The sequence below is a fragment of the Aliiroseovarius sp. S2029 genome, from assembly GCF_023195575.1.
Lineage (GTDB): Bacteria > Pseudomonadota > Alphaproteobacteria > Rhodobacterales > Rhodobacteraceae > Aliiroseovarius > Aliiroseovarius zhejiangensis.
Genome location: NZ_JALPQE010000006.1, coordinates 53,689 through 74,888 on the forward strand (window position 1 = coordinate 53,689; position 21,200 = coordinate 74,888).

Genomic DNA, 21,200 nt, shown 5'->3' on the forward strand with positions numbered 1-21,200 from the left:
TTCTGCCCTTCCGTCCGTATCGGTGGGCGCGATTGCCCGCGCCCGCCTCTCAGATATCCCGCCCCTCGGCGGTTTCAAGTCGTTCGACGGCTTCTTTTATGCGCGGATTGCGGGGATGTATAGCAAGCGAATGGCGATAGGCTTCAAGCGCGGCTTGGGGGTCGCCCAACTCCTCCATGATCATCCCAAGGCCGGACAAGGCCGAAAAATGGCGCGGCTCAAGCGTCAGGACACGCGCGATATCGTCCAGCGACAGGCCCAACCGCCCCGACAGGTAAAAGGCGGTGGCACGGGCGTTCCACCCTTCCGCAAAGCCGGGGGCGTGATCGGTCAGCGCGGTCAGATGTTCGATGGCCACATCGAAGTCACCTGCCTCCATCGCATCGCGCCCGCGTTCCAGCAGAAGGTCGAACGCATCCGACCCGGACCGCGACCAGAGATCCCAGATTTCCTCTTCCAGCGCCTTCCAGTTGCTGTCATCCGCCTCGGCCAACAGCGCAAACAAATGTTCCAGTTGATCTGCCGCGGGCTGCGTGATGTTTTGCGTGGCGCGTGGCGCATCCGGCGACGGCGCGGCCGTCTGGGCGGCTGCCGAAATCGGCAGACCAGCGGCAAGCGCAAGAATCGACGCAGCAATGAGACATGAGCGGGCCATGCCGCAATCCTAGCAGAACCCCGCCCCGACGGCAGACACTTTTGCGTGCGGAACCGACCCTGGTCGCCGGCGAAACATTGCACCCGGGCGAATTTCCCGAACGTCACTTTACCGAAAAGCGATTTACGCCCGCGTCAACACTGCGTTAGCATCCCTGCGATACTGACGCCCAAGCGGGCAGCAAAAGAAAGGATATGACGTGAGCGATGTGATCAATGCGGCAGTGGCCGCCCTGAACGAAAAGATGGATGGCGGCTTTGACGGCGGAACGGCGAAGTTCGTGCTGAACGGTGAAGGCGCGATCATGGTCGACAGCAACGGCGCCCGCCCCGGCGATGAAGAAGCCGACGTCACCCTGACCGCCGACACCGATGTGTTTCAAGAGATGCTGTCGGGCGAAACAAACCCGACCACGGCCTTTATGACCGGCAAATTGTCGGTGGACGGCAATATGGGCCTGGCGATGCAGCTTGGCGCGGCGCTGGCCTGACGCCACCGGAAGGACACGAAATGTCAGACGCCCCGCTGTTCAATGACATCGCCAAAGGGCCGCCCAATGGGCGCGCCTTCTGGCGCATGGCGTCGGACGGTGTGCGGGTGCGTCTGGCGCATTGGCCCAAGCACGAGGGCACGACCGGGCGTGGGACTGTCCTTCTGCTTCCCGGCCGCACCGAATATATCGAAAAATACGGCCTGACAGCGGCTGAGCTGGCCGAACGTGGTTTTGACACGCTGATCATCGACTGGCGCGGACAGGGGCTGGCCGATCGGCCTGATGATGAACGCGCACTGGGGCATGTCGATGATTTCGACGAATACCAGCTTGACCTGACCCAGATGCTGGCGCTGGCGGGCGACCTTGACCTGCCGCGCCCCTTCACGCTTCTGGCTCATTCGATGGGCGGTTGCATCGGGTTGCGCGCGCTGCACAACGGGCTGGATGTGGTCGGGGCCTGTTTCAGTGCGCCGATGTGGGGCATCGTGATGTCCAAACCCGTTCGCCCGCTGGCATGGGGCTTTTCCTGGGCCTTGCATCGCAGCCCGTGGAAGCTGGCCCTGTCCCCCGGCACCGCGCGCCAGACCTATGTGCTGGCCGAAGCCTTTGACGACAATATGCTGACCACCAATCGCGAGATGTGGGACATGATGCGCGCGCAGGCAAAGGCGCATCCCGAACTGACGCTGGGCGGGCCGACAGCAGGCTGGCTGTTTGCGGCTCTGTCCGAAATGCGGGCGCTGTCCCGCCTGCCTGCCCCGAACCTGCCTGCGGTCACCTGGCTGGGCACGCATGAACGCATCGTCGAACCCGCCCCCATTCATTCGCTGATGGCGCGCTGGCCGAAGGGGCGACTGGAAGTCCTGCAAGGGCTTGAACACGAAGTAATCATGGAAGCGCCAGAGGTGCGCGGTCGGGTTTACGATTCGATTGAAGAACTGGCCGAAGGGCGCATGGCCACGTCAGCCGCCTGATCCCGACCCGCGTTCTCTGCCCGGCGGACCTGTGGCGGCTTATGTCACGGTGCGGCTTTTCTTCATCGCCTGAAGATGCGCGACCAGGGCACGGGTGGACCCATCCAACTCTGACCCCTCTGTAACGCCGGATACGACCGGTTCCAACGCCACCGCAAGCTCCTTGCCCAGTTCGACCCCCCATTGGTCGAACGAGTTGATACCAAGGATCACCCCTTCGACAAACACCCGGTGTTCATACAGCGCGATGATCTGACCCAGCACCTCGGGCGTCAGCTTGGGATACAAGAGCGTGGTTGACGGCCGGTTGCCCGGAAACACCCGATGCGCGGCCTGACGTTCCAGCTCATCCCCTTCGAAATCCTGCGCGGCCATCATCTGCCGCGCCTCCTCAAGCGATCGGCCTTGCATCAACGCCTGAGACTGCGCCAGACAATTGGCCATCAGCAGCCGGTGCTGGTGGTCCAGTTCCGGCTCGTGCCCCGAGGCGCCGACCATGAACTCGCACGGGATGATATCCGTTCCCTGATGGATCAGCTGATAAAACGCATGCTGCCCGTTGGTGCCGGGTTCGCCCCAGACCACGGGGCCTGACACCTCGTCCAGCAGACTGCCATCCAGGGCAACGCGCTTGCCGTTGCTCTCCATCTCCAACTGTTGAAGATAGGCGGGCAATCGCGCCAGCCGTTGTTCATAAGGCAAGACCGCGCGGGTCGGATAGCCGCAAACCTGCCGGTGCCAGATCCCCACCAGTGCCAGCATCAGGGGCATGTTTCCACGCCCCTGCGCCTGACAGAAATGTTCGTCCATCGCCCGTGCGCCCGCCAGCATCTGATCAAACCGGTCCGGGCCAATCGCGATCATCAGGGACAGCCCGATCGGCCCCCACATGGAGTAACGTCCTCCAACCCAGTCTTCGAACCCGAAAACACGCTCATCCGCGATGCCCCATTCGGTCGTCCTTTCCAGATTTGACGACAGTGCGGCGAAATGCAGCCCCACCGAAGCCTGCCCCACCTCGCGCGCCAGCCAGTCGCGCGCGGTGGCGGCGTTGGTCATGGTTTCAATGGTGGTGAAGGTCTTGGACGCCACGATCACCAGCGTTTCCGACGGGTTGAGCGGCGCCAGCACATCCGCGATCTGCGCCTCATCGACATTCGAGACGAAATGCACACGCGGCCCGTCGTGATAGGGCGACAGGGCCAGCGTCGCCATCGCCGGGCCAAGGTCCGACCCGCCGATGCCGATATTCACCACATCACGAAACCGCCCGCCCCCCGGCGCACGGATCTGGCCCGACCGCAGGCGAGAGGCGAAATCGCGCATCCGCGCCAGGGTCTCGTGCACTGCGGGGATCACATCGGTCCCGTCCACCTCGATCCGGGTGTCGCCACCGGCGCGCAGGGCCACGTGCAAGACCGCGCGATCCTCGGTCAGATTGATCTTTTCGCCCGAAAACATGGCCGACCGCCGTGTGGTCACCTGCGCTTCGTCTGCCAGCGCCAGAAGAAGGTCTACGCCTTCGTCATCAAGAGCGGTCTTGGACCAGTCGAAAACAAGTCCCAAAGCCTGTGTTGAAAACGTCCTTGCCCGATTTTCATCGTCAAACAGATCCGCGATCCGGCGCGTCCGACAGGCCGCGTGATAGGCTTTCAAATCGCTGAAACTCATGCTTTTCCTCAAAAAACTGTTGGCCCCGGATCAGGCCGCCCAATGAACCGTCATATCGGCCAGAACCGCCTTGACCGGGGCGTCAAGGGCATCGGCTGCATCCATCGCCGCCGCCAATGCGGCGCGCTTGCCTTCGCCCATGATCAGCAGATGCTTGGACATGGCGCCGTTCAGCACCGGTGCGGTCAGGGTGATGCGTGGTTCGTCCGCACCGGGGGCGCGCATGGGCAGAAGCACCGGGGCCTTCGCCGACAGGGCATCGGACAGACGATCGGCGCCGGGAAACAGGCTGGCGGTGTGCATGTCTTCGCCCATGCCCAGCAATGCAACCGCCAGCGGCAGGGCATCCTCGACCCCTTTTGTCAGCGTGTTCAGACAGTCTTCGGGCGCCGCCGAGCCACCGTAAAGCGGGATCAGGCGCGCCGCAGCGGCCTTGTCGACCAGCAGGCGGGATTTCAGAAGCGCGGTGTTTGACCGGGGATGATCCTCGGCCACCCAGCGTTCATCGGTCAGCATCACATCCACCCGCCCCCAGTCCAGATCGACGCCCGACAAGGCCTCAAAAACCGGGCCGGGCGAAGAACCGCCAGGCACCGCCAGCGCGGCGCGGTCCCCGTGGTCCAATGCCATCGCCAGTTCGGACGCGATCTTGTCGGCAAGGTCCAGCATCATCATGTCGCGATCGGCATATTCGACCAGTTTCATTCGCGGATCTCCCTCCAGCGGCGTCCATCCTTGTGCAGCAGCATAAGCGCCTCTTCCGGCCCCGTCGAGAACGGGTCATAGGGCTTGGGCTTGTCGCCCCGAACTTCCCACCCGGCGATGATCGGATCGGTCCAGGCCCAGGCGGCTTCGACCTCGTCGCCGCGCATGAACAGGGTCTGGTTGCCGCGGATCACATCCATGATCAGCCGCTCATAGGCGTCCGGGGCATCGGCGGCCTCTTCCCCCAAGGCGTCGGCGAAGGTCATGTCAAGCGGCACATCAATCAGGCGCATCCCGCCCAGTCCCGGCTCCTTGATCGTGACCTTCAGGTCCATGCCTTCATTGGGTTGCAGGCGGATAGACAATTCGTTGGCGGACTGGCCAGTGTCTTCTTCGAAAATCGAATGCGGTGGCTCCTTGAAGCGCACGACAATCTCCGACATTCGCCCCCGCATCCGTTTGCCGGTGCGCAGATAGAACGGCGTGCCATTCCAGCGCCAGTTCGAGATATGCACCTTCATTGCCACGAAACTTTCGGTCGTGCTGGCATCGGTTTCGGCATCTTCCAGATACGAGGCCACAGTGTTGCTGCCGCGATACTGCCCGCGCACGATGTCATCGGTGGCGACCGGGTCCAGCGCGCGGATGATCTTGAGCTTTTCGTCGCGCACCGCGTTGGGTTCAAACTTTGACGGCGGCTCCATCGCGGTCAGGCACAGTAGTTGCATCAGGTGGTTCTGCACCATGTCGCGCATCGCGCCCGACCTGTCATAATAACTGCCGCGCCCTTCGACGCCCACGGTTTCGGCCACGGTGATCTGGATGTGATCCACATATTGCGCGTTCCAAAGCGGTTCAAACAGCATGTTGCCAAAGCGCAGCGCCATCAGGTTCTGCACGGTTTCCTTGCCCAGATAATGGTCGATGCGATAGATCTGATGTTCGGCAAAATGCTGCGCCAAAGTATCGTTCAGCGCCTGCGCGCTGGCCTGATCGTGGCCGAAAGGTTTTTCGACGACGATCCGCGCCTCGGGCCCGGCGATGCCATGGGTGTGCAGCCGTTCGGCAATGGCCCCGAACAGACTTGGCCCGACCGAGAAATAGAAGGCCTGCACCACGTCCTGTCGCACAACAGCGTTCAGATCTGACCACCCCTGCGTCCCCGTCGCATCCAGTTGAACAAAGCTCAAACGTGCAAGAAAGCCTTTCAGATCCTTTGGATCACATTTCTTTTTGGGCACAAACTCGCGCACGGCATTTTCGACAAAAACGCGATAGCCTTCGGCGTCCATTTCCCCCCGTGCAGCCCCGATAATCCGCGCATCATCGGGCATCTGGCCATCCTGATGCCGCCGGTAGAGCCCCGGCAAGATCTTCCGGCGGGCAAGATCACCCGTGCCCCCAAAAATCACAAGATCGAACGGATCGACGGGAATGACGCGCGAGACCATGGGCTGCTCCATTTGCTGTTAGCGCTAACGGGTTCTGTCACGGCTTCTAAACATCCCGTGCCGCGAAGTCTAGCATTCATCGGCCCCACCTCAAGCGAAAGTGGTGATCGTGAGCGGTCAGACTGTCATTACGCACAGAAGTTCGAACATGATCGACGCCCCCAGATAGGCGGTCGCACCCGCGGCATCGAAGGGGGGCGAGACCTCGACCAGATCGGCCCCGACGATCGTCACCCCTTGCAACTCGCGCACCACCTCGATCGCCTGATATGAATTTGGGCCGCCCACCTCGGGCGTGCCTGTGCCGGGGGCGAAGGCGGGGTCCACAAAATCGATATCATAGCTGACATAGGTCTCGCCCGTCCCGGCAATATCGCGCGCCTCGCTCATCACATCGGCAACGCCGCGCGTGTGAAACTCCTCGATCGGGATCACCCGGATACCGACGCTTTCGGCGAAATCCCGGTCCTCGTTGTCATAGGCGGTGCCGCGAATGCCGATCATCACCACGCGCTGCGGATCCAGCAACCCCTCCTCCACCGCGCGGCGGAAAGGGGTTCCGTGCGTGTACATGGTGCCGTCGAAATAGGAATGATACAGGTCCGTATGGCTGTCGAAGTGGATCATGCCAAGGGGGCGATCCTTGGCCAACGCTCGCAGAATCGGCAGGGTGCACAGGTGGTCACCCCCGGCGGTCAACGGGCGGACATTTGCCGCCCTCACCCGCGCATAGAACGTCTCCATCCGTTGCAAACTGTCCATCAGATCAGCGGGGTTCGGGGCCACATCACCCAGATCGGCGCAGTTCGCGGCCTCGAACGGTCGCGCGCCGGTCGCCCCGTTCTGCGCACGGATCATGGTGGACATATCGCGCAATTGTCGCGGGCCGTGGCGCGGGCCTGGCCGGTTCGTCGTGCCCCCATCCCACGGCGCGCCAATCAGCCCGATCTGCACGTCGGGAAATCGGGGATGGTCAAAATCGACATGTGGCAGACGCATGAAGGTCGGCACACCGGCAAAGCGCGGCAGATCGAATCCAGAAATCGGTGTGAAGAACGGATCAGACATGGCGAAGCTCCCTTTTCATGAAGGCAGGCTATCGCCTTGCGCGGTCACCGTCACGCCTCCAGTTCCGCATCCCAATAGAGGAAGTCCATCCAGCTTTCATGCAAATGGCCGGGCGGGAACTTGCGCCCGATGTTGCGCAGCTCTTCCGCGGCAGGCTGGCGCGGCGGTTTGCGCAGGTTCAGCCCGGAAAATCGCAGGGGCTTTGACCCTTTGCGCAGGTTGCATTTCTGGCAGGCGGCCACGACATTTTCCCAACTGGTCACGCCACCTGCGGCCCGTGGCACCACATGATCAAAGGTCAGATCCCCCTTGGCCCCGCAATACTGGCAACAGAATTCGTCCCTCAAAAAAAGATTAAAGCGCGTGAAGGCCACGCGCTTTTGAGGTTTGACATAGTCTTTCAGGACAACGACCGAAGGGATCCGTATCTCAAGCGACGGGCTTCGGACCACCTCGTCATATTCGGCCAATATGTTGACCCGGTCCAGCACGGCAGCTTTCACCGCCTCCTGCCAGGGCCACAGGGACAAGGGGTAGTATGACAGGGGCCGGTAATCGGCATTGAGCACAAGGGCTGCATTGGTTCTGGCCCCGCCGCCTTCGCGCACAAACTCTGTCCTGAAATCGCCATCCATCTCGCGTCAATCCTCGCCCGTACTGGCCCTTGGTCAGGCCACCGGGGCGGGGACGCCCGCCCCATGCTCTAAGGTTGACTATATATAGGATGATCAACCTGACAAGCCCCATCATGTTGGGGTAACACGAGTATGAAGTCGCGGTATGACAACGGCATGACGACGATGTGAGGGGAAAAACTATTCCTTAGCGGCCGATTTGATGCCCAGTTTGTCCTGTATAAAGCTCAGCGCGACCGACAAGCCGTCCATCGCGATCCCGTGGCCTGTGCCTTTCATGATGAAACCATAGGTCTCGAACCCGTTGGCCTGAAGGATTTCGCCGCTTTCCGAGAAATGCCCCGGCGGCACCATGTCGTCCTGATCGCCATGCACCAAAAGCACGGGCGGCTTGGACTTGATGTGATCGGCAAACTGGTCAGGCTCCAGCATCCTTCCCGAAAACGCGACGATCCCGGCAATCGGTTCGTCCCGGCGCGGGATCACACGCAACGCCATCATGGTGCCTTGAGAGAAGCCGAAAACGATGAGTTGCTCGGGGCTTATCCCCTCATCTTCAAGCACCTGATCCAGAAAGGCGTCGATGTCCTGCGCGGCCTGATTGGCGCCTTTCATGCTGTCTTCTTCCGACGAGCCGTCAAGCCAGGGAATGGGAAACCACTGAAAGCCGAACGGATTGCCCGCGCATTTCTCGGGCGCGTCGGGGGCGATGAACACCGTATCCGGCAGATGTTCCGACAACGGGTCCGCCAGGCCCAACAGGTCGGCCCCGTCCGCGCCATAGCCATGCAGGAACACCACCACCGATTTGGTGTTGCCCGAGGCCGCCGGGCGGCGTTTCGCATCCAGTATTCGGTTCATCAGCGGATCCCTTCGCGTTGCTTTTCCAGTCGGTAATAGGCCCAGAGCAGCCGGGCCGCAACGCCTCTCCACGGAGACCACGCTTCGGCAAGCGACCGCATCTCTTTCTCCGCCGGGCGCGCGGGCAGGTTGAACAGCAGCCTTGCGGCTTCCTGGAGGGCCAGATCACCCGCCGGAAACACATCCGCCCGCGCCAGCGCGAACAGCGCATAGATCTCGGCCGTCCATGTCCCGATTCCCGGCACGGCGGTCAGCGTGGTGATCACCTGATCCGACGACATCCTGCGCAAAGCGGGATAGTCGATCCCCGCCCCCGCCAACGCATGCGCATAGCGGATCTTAGGGCGTGACAGGCCCAAGGCGGCCAAATCATCGGCGCTTGCAGAGGCAACCGCGTCCGGCGTCACCATGCCCGCGCCTTCGACCCGCGCCCAGATCGCAGTGGCTGACGCGGTCGAGACCTGTTGCCCCACGATGGCAAACATCAGGGCCCCGAACCCGTCATCGCGCAGGCGCAGCGGAATGTCGTCTATCTGATTGTGCACAAGTTGAAAGGCAGGCTCTGCCGCACAGAGCCATTTCGCCCCTTCGCGCAGGCAATCCGGCCCGTGGATCAGGCGGTCTGTTTGGTCAGCCACGCCAGCGCCTCATCCGGGGTTTCCACATGGTCACAATCTTGCATCGCCGGGCGATCCAGCAACGCAACGGGGCGCCCCAAGGCGCGGGCAGCATCCAGTTTCGCACGTGTCGGCCCGCCTGAATTACGCGCCACAACCCAATCAATTGCATAGGTTTTAAGCAGTCGCATCTCATAAGCCAGCACGAAAGGCGGCTGCCCGATGATCCAGCTGCCGTCATAGGGAAACGGATCATCGGTCCGATCCACGCGCCTGCAGAACAGCGTCCTGTCCTTGGCAAATTCGGACCATTCATCAATGGATTGCGCGCCGGTTGCCAGAAAAACACGGGCACCCTTGGGAACCAGTCTTTCCACGTCTTCCCTGGCCGCCGCCGCATGCCACAGATCGCCGTCCTGTGCCCGCCAGGCAGGGCGCAAAACGCGAAGATACCGCAGCCCGAGCCGCCGCGCGATGGACAGCGTCCGACTGGAAATCCGGGTCGCGAACGGGTGGGTTGCGTCAATCACCGTGTCGAATTTACCGTCTTTCAGATAGCGCTCCTGCGCCTCTTCACCTCCGAACCCGCCCCTGCGCGTCTGAATGGGGAACAATCTGGGTTCGTCCGTGACACCGGCCAATGACGCCATGGCGTCAATCCCCTCTGCGGCCAATCGGTCCGCGATTGCCCGCGCTTCCTGCGTCCCTGCCAGCAGAAGGAGTTTCACGACGCCCGTCCGATCACGGTGCCGCTTCGGTCAATCATCACGACATCAAGTCTTATATCGGCCTCCCGCAGCATCTTGACAGCTTCATCCCGGGCCCGTTCCACGATCACATCAGACATTCTTTTTCCATGTTTTTCATATGCTTCCAGGGCAGTATTCATGCTATCGACCTCTGGATCCCCCAACCAGTCAGAAAGCTGGTGGAAATCCACCTGACTGCGGCCTGAATGCAGGTCGCGCGCGCCTTGGGCCAGTTTCGTCAATTTACCAATGCCTCCACCGATGGTTGCGCGCCGGATCGGATGGCGCGCAAGGTATTTCAACATTCCCCCAACAAAATCCCCCATATCAAGCATGGCCCCATCCGGTAGGCTATAAAGCGCCTGCACGACCCGTTCCGAGGTCGCGCCGGTGCAGCCCGCCACATGGGTCAGCCCCTCGGCGCGGGCCACGTCGATGCCCCGATGGATCGAGGCGATCCACGCCGCACAGGAAAACGGGCGCACGATGCCCGTGGTGCCCAGGATCGACAGGCCGCCCTTGATCCCCAAACGCGGATTCCATGTCTTTTCTGCCAGTTGCGCGCCATTCCTCACAGAAATCGTCACATCCAGATCAGGGCTTTTCCCGAACGTCTCTGCCGCTTCGTGGACAACCCCTTTCATCATCTGGCGCGGCACGGGGTTGATCGCGGGCTCGCCCGGCGGGATCGGCAGGCCGGGCTTGGTCACGATACCCACGCCATCGCCTGCCAGAAAGCGGATACCCTGCCCGGCCCGGCCGGTGGCGACCCGCGCGCGGATCAGGGCGCCATGGGTCACGTCCGGGTCATCGCCCGCGTCCTTGATGATCGCGGCCTCGGCCCAGCTGTCTGCCTGCCCAGCCTCTTCGACGACAAATGTCGGTGTTTCGCCTCTGGGTAGGGTGATCGTCACGCGATCCGGCACACCGCCCCCCCACAGCCCCTCAAGCGCGGCTTTCACCGCTGCGGTCGCGCAGGCGCCCGTGGTCCAGCCGCGTCGGAGTTTTGAGGGCAAATCACTGGTCATCGCGCCGACTATAGGCCGAGGTCGCAGCGCCGCCAATCCACCGATTGAGGTCGCATCGGCGCTTTTCGTCCCTCGCGCCCCGGTGCATAAGAAGCGAATGACCGACTCGCATCAATACACCCTGCCCCGCCTGCCGGGCACAGACTGGCCGCAGATGCAGCCCGGTTGGGTATGGCTGGTGGGTGCCGGTCCCGGAGATCCCGGGCTGTTGACCATCCATGCGGTCAATGCACTGTCACAAGCGGATGTGATTGTGCATGACGCGCTGGTTGCGCCCGAAATCCTGTCCTGGGCGCGACCTGAGACCGAGGTCATCTATGCAGGCAAGCGCGGCGGGAAACCGTCGGCCAAACAGCGCGACATCTCGTTACAACTGGTCGATCTGGCGCGTGCGGGCAAGAAAGTGTTGCGCCTGAAAGGCGGCGATCCTTTTGTGTTCGGACGTGGTGGTGAGGAAGGCCAGACGCTCGTTCAACATGGCGTGCCGATCCGCATCATTCCCGGCATTTCGGCGGGGATCGGCGGGCTGGCCTATGCGGGCATCCCGGTGACTCATCGCGACGTGAACCAATCGGTGACCTTCGTGACAGGCCATGATCAGTCGGGCGACACGCCCGGTTCGCTGGACTGGGCCGCGATTGCCCGCGGCTCGCAGGTGATCGTGATCTATATGGGCATGAAGCATCTGGACCGGATTCGTGCCGCGCTGATGGAGGCTGGGCGCCCCGTGGATGAACCCGTCGCCATCACCTCAAACGCGACCACGCCCGATCAACGCGTTCTGGAAACCACCCTTGGCACCTGTGTCGAGGACGCCGCGCGTGATGGCATCGAAGCCCCTGCGATCATCTGCGTCGGCCGTGCCGTTCTGATGCGTCAGGCGCTGGACTGGCAGGCGCTGGCGGCCGGGATGGCCCCGCGCAACACCGACCCGCTGGGCCGTGGCCGCCCGGCCGAGGATCGCTGATGACCTGCTTGGGTCAGAGGGGTCTGATCCTCTCCGCGCCATCCTCGGGCAGCGGCAAGACCACACTGACGCTCGGCCTTCTGCGCGCCTTGTCGCGCCGGGGTGTGGACGTGAGCGGTGCGAAATCCGGACCCGACTATATCGACCCACGCTTCCACGTCGCCGCCTGCGGGCGCGACTGCCCCAACCTAGACGCCTGGGCGATGCAGCCGTCTCGGATCCAAAACCTCGCCACTTCTGGCGCAGACCTTTTGTTGATCGAAGGCGCGATGGGGTTGTTCGATGGAGCACCACCGGACGGGCGCGGCGCCACAGCGGATCTGGCGCGCCAGCTTGGCTTGCCCGTCGTGATGGTCGTCGATTGCGCGAGACTGGCCCATTCGGTCACGCCGCTGGTCGCGGGCTTCGCCGCCCATGACAGGGATGTGCACCTGGCGGGGGTGATCCTGAACAATGTCGGCAGTCCGCGCCATGAAACGATGCTGCGTTCTGCCTTGAAAGACAGCCGGATCCCGGTGCTGGGCACCGTGCATCGGCAAGCGGGGATGGAGCATCCGTCGCGCCATCTGGGACTGGTGCAGGCGGGCGAGCACCCTGACCTGCAGGCCTATCTGAACCGCGTGGCCGACGCGGTCGAGGCTGCGATCGACCTTGACGCTTTGACAGAACTGGCGGAACCGATCCCGGCGCTGGCACAAACCGGCCCGCAAGTATCCGCGCCCGGAAAGCGGATCGCCATCGCGTCGGACCGCGCCTTCGCCTTCGCCTATCCGCATATTCTGGCCGACTGGCAGGCAGAGGGTGCGGTGATCCTGCCGTTTTCGCCGCTTTCCGATGAAACCCCGGACCCAACCGCGGATTTCATCTTCCTGCCCGGCGGGTATCCCGAACTGCACACCGAAACACTCGCCACAGCCCGGACGTTCAGGGCCGGAATGCGCGCCGCGACCTGCCCGATCTATGGCGAATGCGGGGGCTACATGGTGCTGGGCCACGCGATCACCGACAAAGACGGAAACAAGCACGAAATGCTGGGGCTGTTGGACCTGGAAACCAGCTTTGCAACGCGCAAGCTGCATCTGGGGTATCGGTCGCTGACCGCCACGCACGGCCCGTTCGCGGGCGATTGGACGGCGCATGAGTTTCATTACGTCACCACCCTGCGGGCCGAGGGAACGCCGCTGTTCATCGCCTGTGACGCCGAAGGCAACGCCCTGCCCCCCATGGGGCTGATCCGGGGCCATGTCTCCGGCAGCTTTGCCCATCTGATTGACCGCGCCTGACCAAGGGCGATCAAATGCCGCGTCCGGCGCGGTTTTTTCCGTCTGGTCAAATCTCCCGCTCACAGATACGCATATGCGCATGAGTGACGCGACCCTGACCCCGACCGACGACGCCCGCGCCAAGCGCAATGTGACCATCCTGGTGCTGGCGCAAGCCATCCTGGGATCGCAAATGCCGATGATCTTCACCATGGCGGGGCTGGCCGGGCAATCGCTCGCGTCGAACCCCTGCTGGGCGACGCTGCCGATTTCGCTGATGGTGGGTGGCTCGATGGTGTTTGCCAACCCGGTGGCCTGGGTGATGCAGACCTTCGGGCGGCGCGTGGGCTTCTGGCTGGGCACACTGGGCGGATCGCTGGGCGCCGCGATCAGCGCCTATGCCCTGACACAGGCGGATTTCACCATCTTCCTGATCGGGTCCTTCCTGATGGGGCTGTATCAGTCGGCACAGGGGTTCTATCGCTTTGCCGCCGCCGACACGGCCTCGCCCGCCTTCCGGCCCAAGGCGATATCCTATGTGATGGCGGGGGGGCTGGCCTCGGCGATCATCGGCCCGCAATTGTTCAATGCCACCAATGACATGCTGGTGGTGCCGTTTCTGGGCGCCTATTTGACCATCATCGCGATCAACATTCTGGGTGCGTTTCTGTTCCTTGGGCTGGACATTCCCAAACCGCCCAAACCCACGGCTGACGATCCCAAGGGCCGCACAAGGCGCGAGCTTCTGCGCGACCCGGTGATTGCGGTGGCAATCATCTGCGGCATGGTCTCTTACGCGCTGATGAACCTTGTCATGACCTCGACCCCCTTGGCGGTGGTCGGCTGCGGGTTTGAGACCGACATGGCGGGCAATGTCGTCACCGCCCACGTGCTGGCGATGTTCGTGCCCAGCTTCTTCACCGGTCACCTGATCGCGCGCTTCGGCACCCGCAAGGTGATCGCCACCGGGCTGGCCATCCTTGGCTTTGCCGGCGTTGTCGCCCTGCAGGGGGTCGAGTTGGAGAACTTCTTCATCGCCCTGATCCTTCTGGGCATCGGCTGGAATTTCGGCTTCATCGGCGCCACCTCGATGCTCGCAGGCGCCCACGCGCCCGAGGAACGTGGCCGCGTGCAGGGCATGAACGACATGATCGTCTTCGGCTGCGTGACCATCGCGTCGCTGGCGTCAGGCGGGCTGATGAACTGCTCAGGCGGCTCGACGGTCGAGGGCTGGAACGCCGTCAACATCGCCATGGTGCCGTTCCTGGCGCTGGCGGGTGCGTCGCTGATCTGGCTGATGCTGCGGCCGCAGGAGGATGTGGTGTGAGGGGATGTCGGCTCAGAGCCCGAAGTACCAGATGCTGCGCCATAATCGAACGACTGCTTCCAAGTTGCAGCCACGTTGCGCTATCGAACTGCTCATAGAACGCAGAGAGCAGTTTTCGTTAATCATTTTGCAGTAAGTCTTGCTAAACCATTGCGCGGAGTGTCGATGCAACAGAAATTCAGTGACTTCCTAAGGCATGGCGGTAGTGGCCAATACGTCCTGTCGCAGCGGCATGGAAGAACCATTGGCCAAAATCTGACACTTTCTCTCAAGTCAACTATCCCGAGCTACTCTGCTCTACGGGCCGACTTTAGCAACCGTCTAGATCAAGCGGCTGCCGAAAATGCCCGGATGTTGCTGAATGCTTTGACGCCCCCAGATACAGTGCCGAACGTGATCGAGGCTGATCTAAGGGACGTGTCAGACGCCAAAGAAAAAGCGCTAATCGCATGGGACACGCGACTTGAGAACATATTCAATGAATACCAAAACCACCCACAGCGATTGAGACCGCTGCGCTCGGCCATGGAAGAACGCTTGCTGCGGGCGTTTGCTGGTCTGATCAACCAGCTCCGACAAGAAGACCTTGGTATTGAGCAGTATACTTGGCGCTCACAAGACGACACTAAAGTGCGTGATGGCCATGCAGAACATGACGACCAAGTGTTTCGTTGGGATGATCCCCCGGCGGGCGGGCATCCTGGCGAAGCACATAACTGTAGGTGCTATGCGGAACCCATTGCGCCAGCCCATCAAAGCGTTGTAGTACTAGCGGATTTTGACGACAGTGTTCCCCTACAAGATTTATTGGAGCATGAAGCTCGCGGCGGGCATACCATCGCTCAACATGTTGGAAGGAGCGACGACTTCCTGCTCAGGTCTGTCACAACCCCACGCGCTAGCTCCCCATTTCTCAGCCTTTACCGCTATCGCCACGGGTCATTTCCATCGCTTGAAGCTGCACGCAAGTTGACGAATTCCAACCTTGCTAACAATGCTGCCGTGGTCGAAGACGTTGTTAGCGGAAGAAGAAAAAGGGCGTTCTTAACAAGCGAATTCTCTTCGCCGACAGGAACGGAGGCGTTCCGAATGACCCAACGACGCTCATCTCCCGTAATTCTTCGACAGACGTTCGGCATCGGAACTGTTATTGAGCACGCCCCAGATATGCCCGATGGCTTTATCATTATCACTTCGTATCCAAGGAGAGACTGACATGAAGCCACCACAGTCCTTTTATGACTTTACGCTGCAGCTTCACCAGGACTTAGACCTTGTCTATCCGGGATGGGATTCTGACAGGTCCGGTGTGCGTTATGAGATTTATAAGGATTTTCGGCAGGGATACGGTGATCAAGCCGTCCGGGAACTGGCCAAGTATGGTAAGGAACTCTTGGCTGATAACGAGGCGGATCTAGGCACACTCTGGTTCAATGAATCCAAGGCCGACTGGGTTATTCCAGATGAGGGTGTTCGTTTCCTGCTCAAAGACTTTGTGGACTGGGCGGCTTCGCTATCTTAGGCCGCTTTTGAACGAAGGAACTCCAAATGCAGCCATTGGCGCAGTCGCAGCGAAAGCTCGCTCCGTCCCGCAAAGCAGCCTTCTGCTCACCCCACCCGTCCTTTGCGCCCCCCACGCCGCTTGGGTGCCGTCGCCTCCTCCAGCGCCAGTTTCATCACCTCGGTCATCGGGTGCTCCGGCGCGTCGGCACCAAAATGGGTCAGCAGGGTCTTGATCCGCTCGGCCTGCGGCATCTCGTGGTCGTCGAACAGCGCCCAGTCCAGGAAGATGGAGCGGCATTCCTCGATCCGGATGCCGTCAATGCGGTAGCTTTCGCGGATCAGGCCGCGCGGGTCGATGGCTTTGATGAGGTCGGTCATGTTGCCCCCCGGTGTGGCGACCCGTAATCAGTTCGGGGGTGACGCCAGCACCTCGTCTATGGCGCGGGCGGCGGCCCTTGCCCTGGTCTCCAGTTCCTTGACCAGCGCCGCCTCACTTTCGGCACCGGTCTCGCGCATAAGTAAGTCCTGACCGCCCTTCCCCAGCGCGTCAAGGTCCAATGGATCATCGGACAACAGTTTCGACACCGCCTGAAGCCGCCACATCAAATCGTGGCTGTCGGCCATCGCCTGCCCCTGTGCGGGCGTGAACCAGCCAAGCGCCACGCCCTGTTCGATCTGCGCGGCCGGGTCGCGCGCGGTGTCGTGAGACAAAAGGGCCGCCGCCTGCGCGACCAGTTCCACGTCCTGCAAATGCCCGACGCCCAGCTTGGCATCCAGCGCGCCACCGCCGGTTTTTGCCTCGGCAATGCGGCCCCGCATGTCGATCACGTCCGCCACCACCTTTGCCGGGTAGCGGTCAAAGGCCATGACCTCGGCGCGGGCCGCGTCATAGGCCCGGGCCACGCTGTCCGGGCCGGTCACGACACGCGCGCGGGTCAGCGCCAGATGTTCCCAGGTCCAGGCCTCGTCGCGCTGATAGGCACGGAAGCTGTCAATCGAGGTTGCGACCGGCCCCTGACGGCCCGAGGGGCGCAGGCGCATGTCGACCTCGTAAAGCCGCCCCTCGGCCATTGGCGCGGACAGGGCGGTCAGGAAGGCCTGTGTCAGGCGGGCATAGTAGGTGCGGGTGGCCAGGGGACGGCGGCCGTCGGACATCTCTTCGCCCTGGGGGTCGTAGATCACGATCAGGTCAAGGTCCGAGGTTGCCGTCAGGCTGCGCGCGCCCAGTGATCCCATACCGATGATCGCCGCCCCCGCGCCCGGCGGGTCGCCGTGTTTGGCCGCGAAATTCTCGACCACCACCGGCCATATCGCGCGGATCACCGCGTCCGCCAGATCGCTGTATTGCGTGCCTGACTCGCGCGCCGTGATCAGCCCGCGCAACAGATGCACACCCACGCGGAAATGCCATTCCTTCATCCAGCGCCGGGTGCCATCCAATCGTGCTTCGTAATCCGGCCAGTCCTGCAATCGGTCTTCCAGTTGTGCCTGAAGCGCTTCGGCCCCCGGCCAGTCTTCGAAAAATCCGCCGCCGATCACCGCATCCAACACCTGTGCATTGTGCCCCAGATACGCCGCCAGAGCTGGTGCCGTGGCCGCGATATCGATGATCAAGTCTACCAATGTCGGGTTGGCTTCGAACAGGGAAAACAGTTGCACACCGGCGGGCAGACGCGACAGGAAGCCGTCGAAATGGATCAGCGCGTCATGCGGCCGCGGGGCCTCGGCAAGTCGGGCCAGCAGGTCCGGTTTCAGCCGGTTGAAGATTTCGACCGCGCGGGCCGAGCGCAGGCAGGGATAACTTTCCCAGCGGCGCACAATCTCGGCTTCGGTTTCGTCCAGCTCGCGCGTGTCGGCGGCAGAGCCGTCGGGGGCAAAGAAGCTTTCCGTCACCGTATGCACTTCGGACAGGGCGTCATGAATGCGCGCTTTCAGCGCCTCGGTATCGCCTTCCCCCATCATGCGCGCCAGCCGGTCGAACCCCTCATCGGTCGATGGCAGCTTGTGCGTCTGGGCGTCCCGCATCATCTGCACCCGGTGTTCGACCTCGCGGTGGAAGCGGTAGTGATCGGTCAGGGTCCCGGCCACATCGGTGGGGATCCACCCTTTGTCCGCCAACGCCGCCAACCCATCCACGGTGCCACGAACGCGCAGGTCTTCGTCGCGCCCACCCGCGATGATCTGGCGGGTCTGGGTGAAGAACTCGATCTCGCGGATGCCGCCGCGCCCCAGCTTCATGTCATGGCTTGGCAAGGTGATGTCACCATACAGGCCTTTGTGTTCGCGGATCCGCAGGCGCATGTCATGGGCGTCCTGAATGGCGGCAAAATCCAGATGCTTGCGCCAGATGAACGGGCGCAAACGGGTCAGATAAGCCTCGCCCGCAGCAATATCCCCGCCGCACGGACGCGCCTTGATATGAGCGGCGCGCTCCCACGTGCGGCCAAGGCTTTCATAATACCGTTCGGCAGCCTCCATCGAGACGCAGACCGGCGTCACCGCCGGATCGGGGCGCAGGCGCAGATCAGTGCGGAACACATAGCCATCGGCGGTGAGCTCTGAGAGCATCGCGCTCATCTTCCGGGTGGCACGGATGTGGCTGGCGCGGGCATCGTGAAAGTCCGCCCCCTCGAATTTGCTGTCATCAAACAGCATGATCAGGTCGATATCCGAGCTGTAATTCAGCTCAAACGCGCCCATCTTGCCCATCGCCATGGCGACCATGCCACCGGCGGTGGCGATGTGGTCCTCGGTCATGCCCGGCAGCTTGCCGCGTCGGATTTCCTGCGCCACCTGAAACTGCATGGCGGTGTTGGTGGCCATGTCCGCCAGATCGGTCAGTGCGCCTGTCACGTCTTCAAGCGTGAACACCCCGGCCAGATCGGCCAGCCCGGCCAAAAGCGCGATGCGCTGCTTGGCGATGCGCAGGCTGGTCCGCAGGGCGCTGTCCTTGTCCGCAAAAGGTGACAGGTCCGCCAGAACCGTCGCGATCGCATCCTCGGGCGCGCGGGACAAGGCGTCGCGCAGCCAGTCGGCCTGTTTCTCCATCAACCCTTTCAGATACGGCGCACAGCCTGCCGCGCCAGACAGCACCGCCCGTATGTCTGACGGCTGGTCGGCAAACAGGGTGTCGATCTCGTTTGCCGGTTCGACCTCGAACGGAATCGGACAACGGGTGATGCGGGTGGCAAAGGGCGAATGCGTCATGGCCGCAAATTGCGCTGCCGACCGGGGCGGGTCAACTGGCGTCGATCCCGGTGCGGCAACAATACCCCCGGCTTGTGCTGATCGTGCATTTAGATAACGTGGCCGGACACCACATCAACACGAGGTCCAATCACATGTCAAAAAGCCTGAAGCGCGTGAAACAGGCGCTTGTCGACCTTGGGATCGACACGGACGTGCGCGAGATGTCGGACGGCACCCGCACCGCAGCCGATGCCGCCCGCGCGGTTGGCTGCGAGCTTGACCAGATTGCCAAGTCGATCATCTTTCGCGGCGAAGACAGCGGCCATGTGGTCCTGTTTTTGACCGCGGGCGGCAATCAGGTGGATGCGGCGAAAGCCTCGGCGCTGGCGGGCGAGCCGTTGGGCAAGGCAGATGCCCGTCTGATCCGCGCCGAGACCGGCTTTGCGATCGGGGGCGTGTCGCCTGTCGGGCTGATGCAAGCCGTACAGGCGTTTTATGACCCGCGACTGTTGGCCTTTGACACGGTCTGGGCGGCGGCCGGCACCCCGCGCCATGTCTTTCCCGCCCCGCCCCTTTCACTGATCGCGGCCGCCTCTGCCATCAAGGGCGATTTCGTCGCGCGCCGGGGCTGACCCCCTGCCCGTCCTGCGGCGGCAAATACAGTTACTTGCATTTGCAAGTTTTAGCTTGCCCATCGTGCACCTGTATCTATGATACGCCGCATACCTTTATGAATCGGAGGCCATCATGACCCGTTATCACCCCCTATTGGTTGCCCTGCACTGGATCCTTGCCGGGCTTGTCATCGGTGCCCTGATCATGGGCAGTCAGGTGCTGGCCGCCCTGCCCAATGACAATCCCGACAAGATGTTCAGCCTGCGCGCTCATATGACGGTCGGGCTGGTGATCGGCGCGCTGATGCTGGTGCGGTTGGTCACGCGGTTGAAAACGCCGCACCCGCCCAAGGCGGACGCAGGCAACGCCCTTTTGAACACCGGCGCACGCGCGGCGCATTGGGGGCTGTATGTGCTGGTATTGCTGATGGTGGCCAGCGGGATCGGGATCTCGATCACCGCCGGGCTGCCCGCCATCGTGTTCGGCGGATCGGGCGACCCCCTGCCCGAGACCTTCAATGACCTGGCCCCACGCGCGGTGCACGGGATCATTGCCACCCTGCTGGCCCTGACGATCCTGGCCCATATCGCAGGCTGGCTGTATCATCAGTTCGTGCTGAAAGACGGGCTGATCCGTCGCATGTGGTTCGGTCCGCGCGGCTAACTTGCTTGAAACCTCTGCAAGAAGCCGTCGATTTTCGGCGGCTTTTTTCGTTTCATCTCAATGCTTTGGTCAAATAATGTAAAAAAGTTTCACATTAACCCTTGATGGCGGGACAGAAATACCCACATCCTAGTCATGTGAAAGACATTCACATTCAACGCCAACAACGGAGACCTGACATGAACACCGCCGCTCAAACCGACTTCCCCGCCGCCCCGCGCGGCTGGTTTTCGCGAAGCGAAGCATGGCTGGACGAGCGCGGCAAAGGCGCTTGGATCGCGGTCATGGTCATCAGCTTCATCTTCTTCTGGCCCATCGGGCTGGCCCTTCTTGCCTATATGATCTGGAGCAAACGCATGTTTTCGAAATGCAGCCACAGCCGTTCCACCGACTCGACCGCCTGGAAAGACGCGCGCTATGCACGCCGCCACGGTTTCTCGTCCTCGGGCAACACCGCGTTCGATGCCTACAAGGCGGAAACCCTGCGCCGGTTGATGAGCGAGCAGGAGGCATTCGAAGCCTTCCTGGAACGCCTGCGCGCCGCCAAGGACAAATCCGAGTTCGACCAGTTCATGGAAGAACGGGCAAATGCCGCCAAGGCCACCCGCGACGAGGCATATGACGACGACTTCGCCGACGACTATGCCGACGCCGAAATGGACGATGTCGAGGTGCTGGACGAACCCGCCCGCGACAAGAAAAAGAAAAAGTCGTAAATCGACCGCTGGCACTTACATAGGTGACAACCCCGCCCGGCCCCTGAA

The 21,200-nt window shown here is 62.2% G+C and carries 22 protein-coding genes; 10 read left to right on the forward strand and 12 right to left on the reverse strand.

The genetic code is table 11. The features are described 5' to 3' along the window. Positions 1–49: 49 nt before the first annotated feature. Positions 50–655, reverse strand: coding sequence for a tetratricopeptide repeat protein (locus tag MUY21_RS13080; RefSeq protein ID WP_248410794.1), 606 nt, complete (start codon positions 653–655; stop codon positions 50–52). Positions 656–854: 199 nt separating this feature from the next. On the opposite strand from MUY21_RS13080, the gene MUY21_RS13085 reads away from it, so the two are divergent. Further along, complete coding sequence (locus MUY21_RS13085) at positions 855–1,145, forward strand: SCP2 sterol-binding domain-containing protein (protein ID WP_248410795.1); 291 nt, start codon at positions 855–857, stop codon at positions 1,143–1,145. A gap of 20 nt (positions 1,146–1,165) precedes the next feature. After that, positions 1,166–2,125 (forward strand): alpha/beta hydrolase, encoded by a 960-nt coding sequence (locus MUY21_RS13090; RefSeq protein WP_248410796.1) that lies wholly within the window; start codon positions 1,166–1,168, stop codon positions 2,123–2,125. Positions 2,126–2,164: 39 nt separating this feature from the next. Here MUY21_RS13090 and pgi read toward each other — a convergent pair whose 3' ends face one another. The 9 genes from pgi to MUY21_RS13135 all read right to left on the reverse strand — a co-directional run bounded on the left by pgi (position 2,165) and on the right by MUY21_RS13135 (position 10,910). Further along, complete coding sequence (gene pgi / locus MUY21_RS13095; RefSeq protein ID WP_248410797.1) at positions 2,165–3,796, reverse strand: glucose-6-phosphate isomerase; 1,632 nt, start codon at positions 3,794–3,796, stop codon at positions 2,165–2,167. A 30-nt stretch (positions 3,797–3,826) separates the two neighbouring features. Then, positions 3,827–4,501, reverse strand: coding sequence for a 6-phosphogluconolactonase (pgl, locus tag MUY21_RS13100; protein ID WP_248410798.1), 675 nt, complete (start codon positions 4,499–4,501; stop codon positions 3,827–3,829). Next, positions 4,498–5,952: a glucose-6-phosphate dehydrogenase gene (gene zwf, locus MUY21_RS13105; RefSeq protein WP_248410799.1), complete on the reverse strand. Its 1,455-nt coding sequence runs from the start codon at positions 5,950–5,952 to the stop codon at positions 4,498–4,500. Before zwf ends, pgl begins: the two co-directional genes overlap by 4 nt. A 117-nt stretch (positions 5,953–6,069) precedes the next feature. Then, a complete protein-coding gene (speB, locus tag MUY21_RS13110; protein WP_248410800.1) occupies positions 6,070–7,020 on the reverse strand; it encodes an agmatinase in 951 nt (316 codons plus the stop codon). Between the two features lie 50 nt (positions 7,021–7,070). Next, complete coding sequence (locus tag MUY21_RS13115) at positions 7,071–7,655, reverse strand: HNH endonuclease (protein WP_248410801.1); 585 nt, start codon at positions 7,653–7,655, stop codon at positions 7,071–7,073. 180 nt (positions 7,656–7,835) lie between these two features. Further along, positions 7,836–8,516, reverse strand: coding sequence for an alpha/beta fold hydrolase (locus tag MUY21_RS13120; protein WP_248410802.1), 681 nt, complete (start codon positions 8,514–8,516; stop codon positions 7,836–7,838). Continuing rightward, positions 8,516–9,154 (reverse strand): DNA-3-methyladenine glycosylase 2 family protein, encoded by a 639-nt coding sequence (locus MUY21_RS13125; protein ID WP_248410803.1) that lies wholly within the window; start codon positions 9,152–9,154, stop codon positions 8,516–8,518. The genes MUY21_RS13120 and MUY21_RS13125 overlap by 1 nt, the downstream gene beginning before the upstream one ends. Continuing rightward, positions 9,130–9,861: a precorrin-6A/cobalt-precorrin-6A reductase gene (locus tag MUY21_RS13130; RefSeq protein WP_248410804.1), complete on the reverse strand. Its 732-nt coding sequence runs from the start codon at positions 9,859–9,861 to the stop codon at positions 9,130–9,132. Before MUY21_RS13130 ends, MUY21_RS13125 begins: the two co-directional genes overlap by 25 nt. Beyond that, the gene (locus MUY21_RS13135; RefSeq protein WP_248410805.1) at positions 9,858–10,910 is read right to left on the reverse strand and encodes a cobalt-precorrin-5B (C(1))-methyltransferase; all 1,053 of its coding nucleotides are present in this window, start codon (positions 10,908–10,910) and stop codon (positions 9,858–9,860) included. The genes MUY21_RS13130 and MUY21_RS13135 overlap by 4 nt, the downstream gene beginning before the upstream one ends. 97 nt (positions 10,911–11,007) lie before the next feature. On the opposite strand from MUY21_RS13135, the gene cobA reads away from it, so the two are divergent. From cobA to MUY21_RS13160, 5 genes are all read left to right on the forward strand, one after another. Next, a complete protein-coding gene (gene cobA, locus MUY21_RS13140; RefSeq protein WP_248410806.1) occupies positions 11,008–11,877 on the forward strand; it encodes a uroporphyrinogen-III C-methyltransferase in 870 nt (289 codons plus the stop codon). Further along, entirely contained in the window at positions 11,877–13,160 is a 1,284-nt protein-coding gene (locus MUY21_RS13145) for a cobyrinate a,c-diamide synthase (RefSeq protein WP_248410807.1), read from the forward strand. The genes cobA and MUY21_RS13145 overlap by 1 nt, the downstream gene beginning before the upstream one ends. A gap of 79 nt (positions 13,161–13,239) precedes the next feature. Continuing rightward, positions 13,240–14,466, forward strand: coding sequence for an MFS transporter (locus MUY21_RS13150; RefSeq protein WP_248410808.1), 1,227 nt, complete (start codon positions 13,240–13,242; stop codon positions 14,464–14,466). 165 nt (positions 14,467–14,631) lie between these two features. Beyond that, a complete protein-coding gene (locus MUY21_RS13155; RefSeq protein WP_248410809.1) occupies positions 14,632–15,681 on the forward strand; it encodes a phage minor head protein in 1,050 nt (349 codons plus the stop codon). Position 15,682: 1 nt separating this feature from the next. After that, positions 15,683–15,988, forward strand: coding sequence for a hypothetical protein (locus MUY21_RS13160; RefSeq protein ID WP_248410810.1), 306 nt, complete (start codon positions 15,683–15,685; stop codon positions 15,986–15,988). Between the two features lie 86 nt (positions 15,989–16,074). On the opposite strand, the gene MUY21_RS13165 is transcribed toward MUY21_RS13160, so the two are convergent. Together MUY21_RS13165 and MUY21_RS13170 are read right to left on the reverse strand one after the other, a co-directional pair. After that, positions 16,075–16,347, reverse strand: coding sequence for a hypothetical protein (locus MUY21_RS13165; RefSeq protein WP_248410811.1), 273 nt, complete (start codon positions 16,345–16,347; stop codon positions 16,075–16,077). Positions 16,348–16,374: 27 nt separating this feature from the next. Further along, positions 16,375–19,176, reverse strand: coding sequence for a glutamine-synthetase adenylyltransferase (locus MUY21_RS13170; RefSeq protein WP_248410812.1), 2,802 nt, complete (start codon positions 19,174–19,176; stop codon positions 16,375–16,377). A gap of 134 nt (positions 19,177–19,310) precedes the next feature. Between MUY21_RS13170 and MUY21_RS13175 the strand changes: the two genes are divergently transcribed. The 3 genes from MUY21_RS13175 (at position 19,311) to MUY21_RS13185 (ending at position 21,152) form a co-directional block, all read left to right on the forward strand. Then, on the forward strand, positions 19,311–19,790 hold the full coding sequence (locus tag MUY21_RS13175; protein ID WP_248410813.1) for a YbaK/EbsC family protein: 480 nt from the start codon (positions 19,311–19,313) through the stop codon (positions 19,788–19,790). Positions 19,791–19,905: 115 nt separating this feature from the next. Next, positions 19,906–20,436 carry a cytochrome b/b6 domain-containing protein gene (locus MUY21_RS13180; RefSeq protein ID WP_248410814.1) on the forward strand — a complete coding sequence of 177 codons (531 nt, stop codon included), beginning with the start codon at positions 19,906–19,908 and terminating at the stop codon, positions 20,434–20,436. Positions 20,437–20,615: 179 nt separating this feature from the next. Further along, a complete protein-coding gene (locus MUY21_RS13185) occupies positions 20,616–21,152 on the forward strand; it encodes a DUF2852 domain-containing protein (RefSeq protein WP_248410815.1) in 537 nt (178 codons plus the stop codon). Positions 21,153–21,200 lie beyond the last annotated feature (48 nt).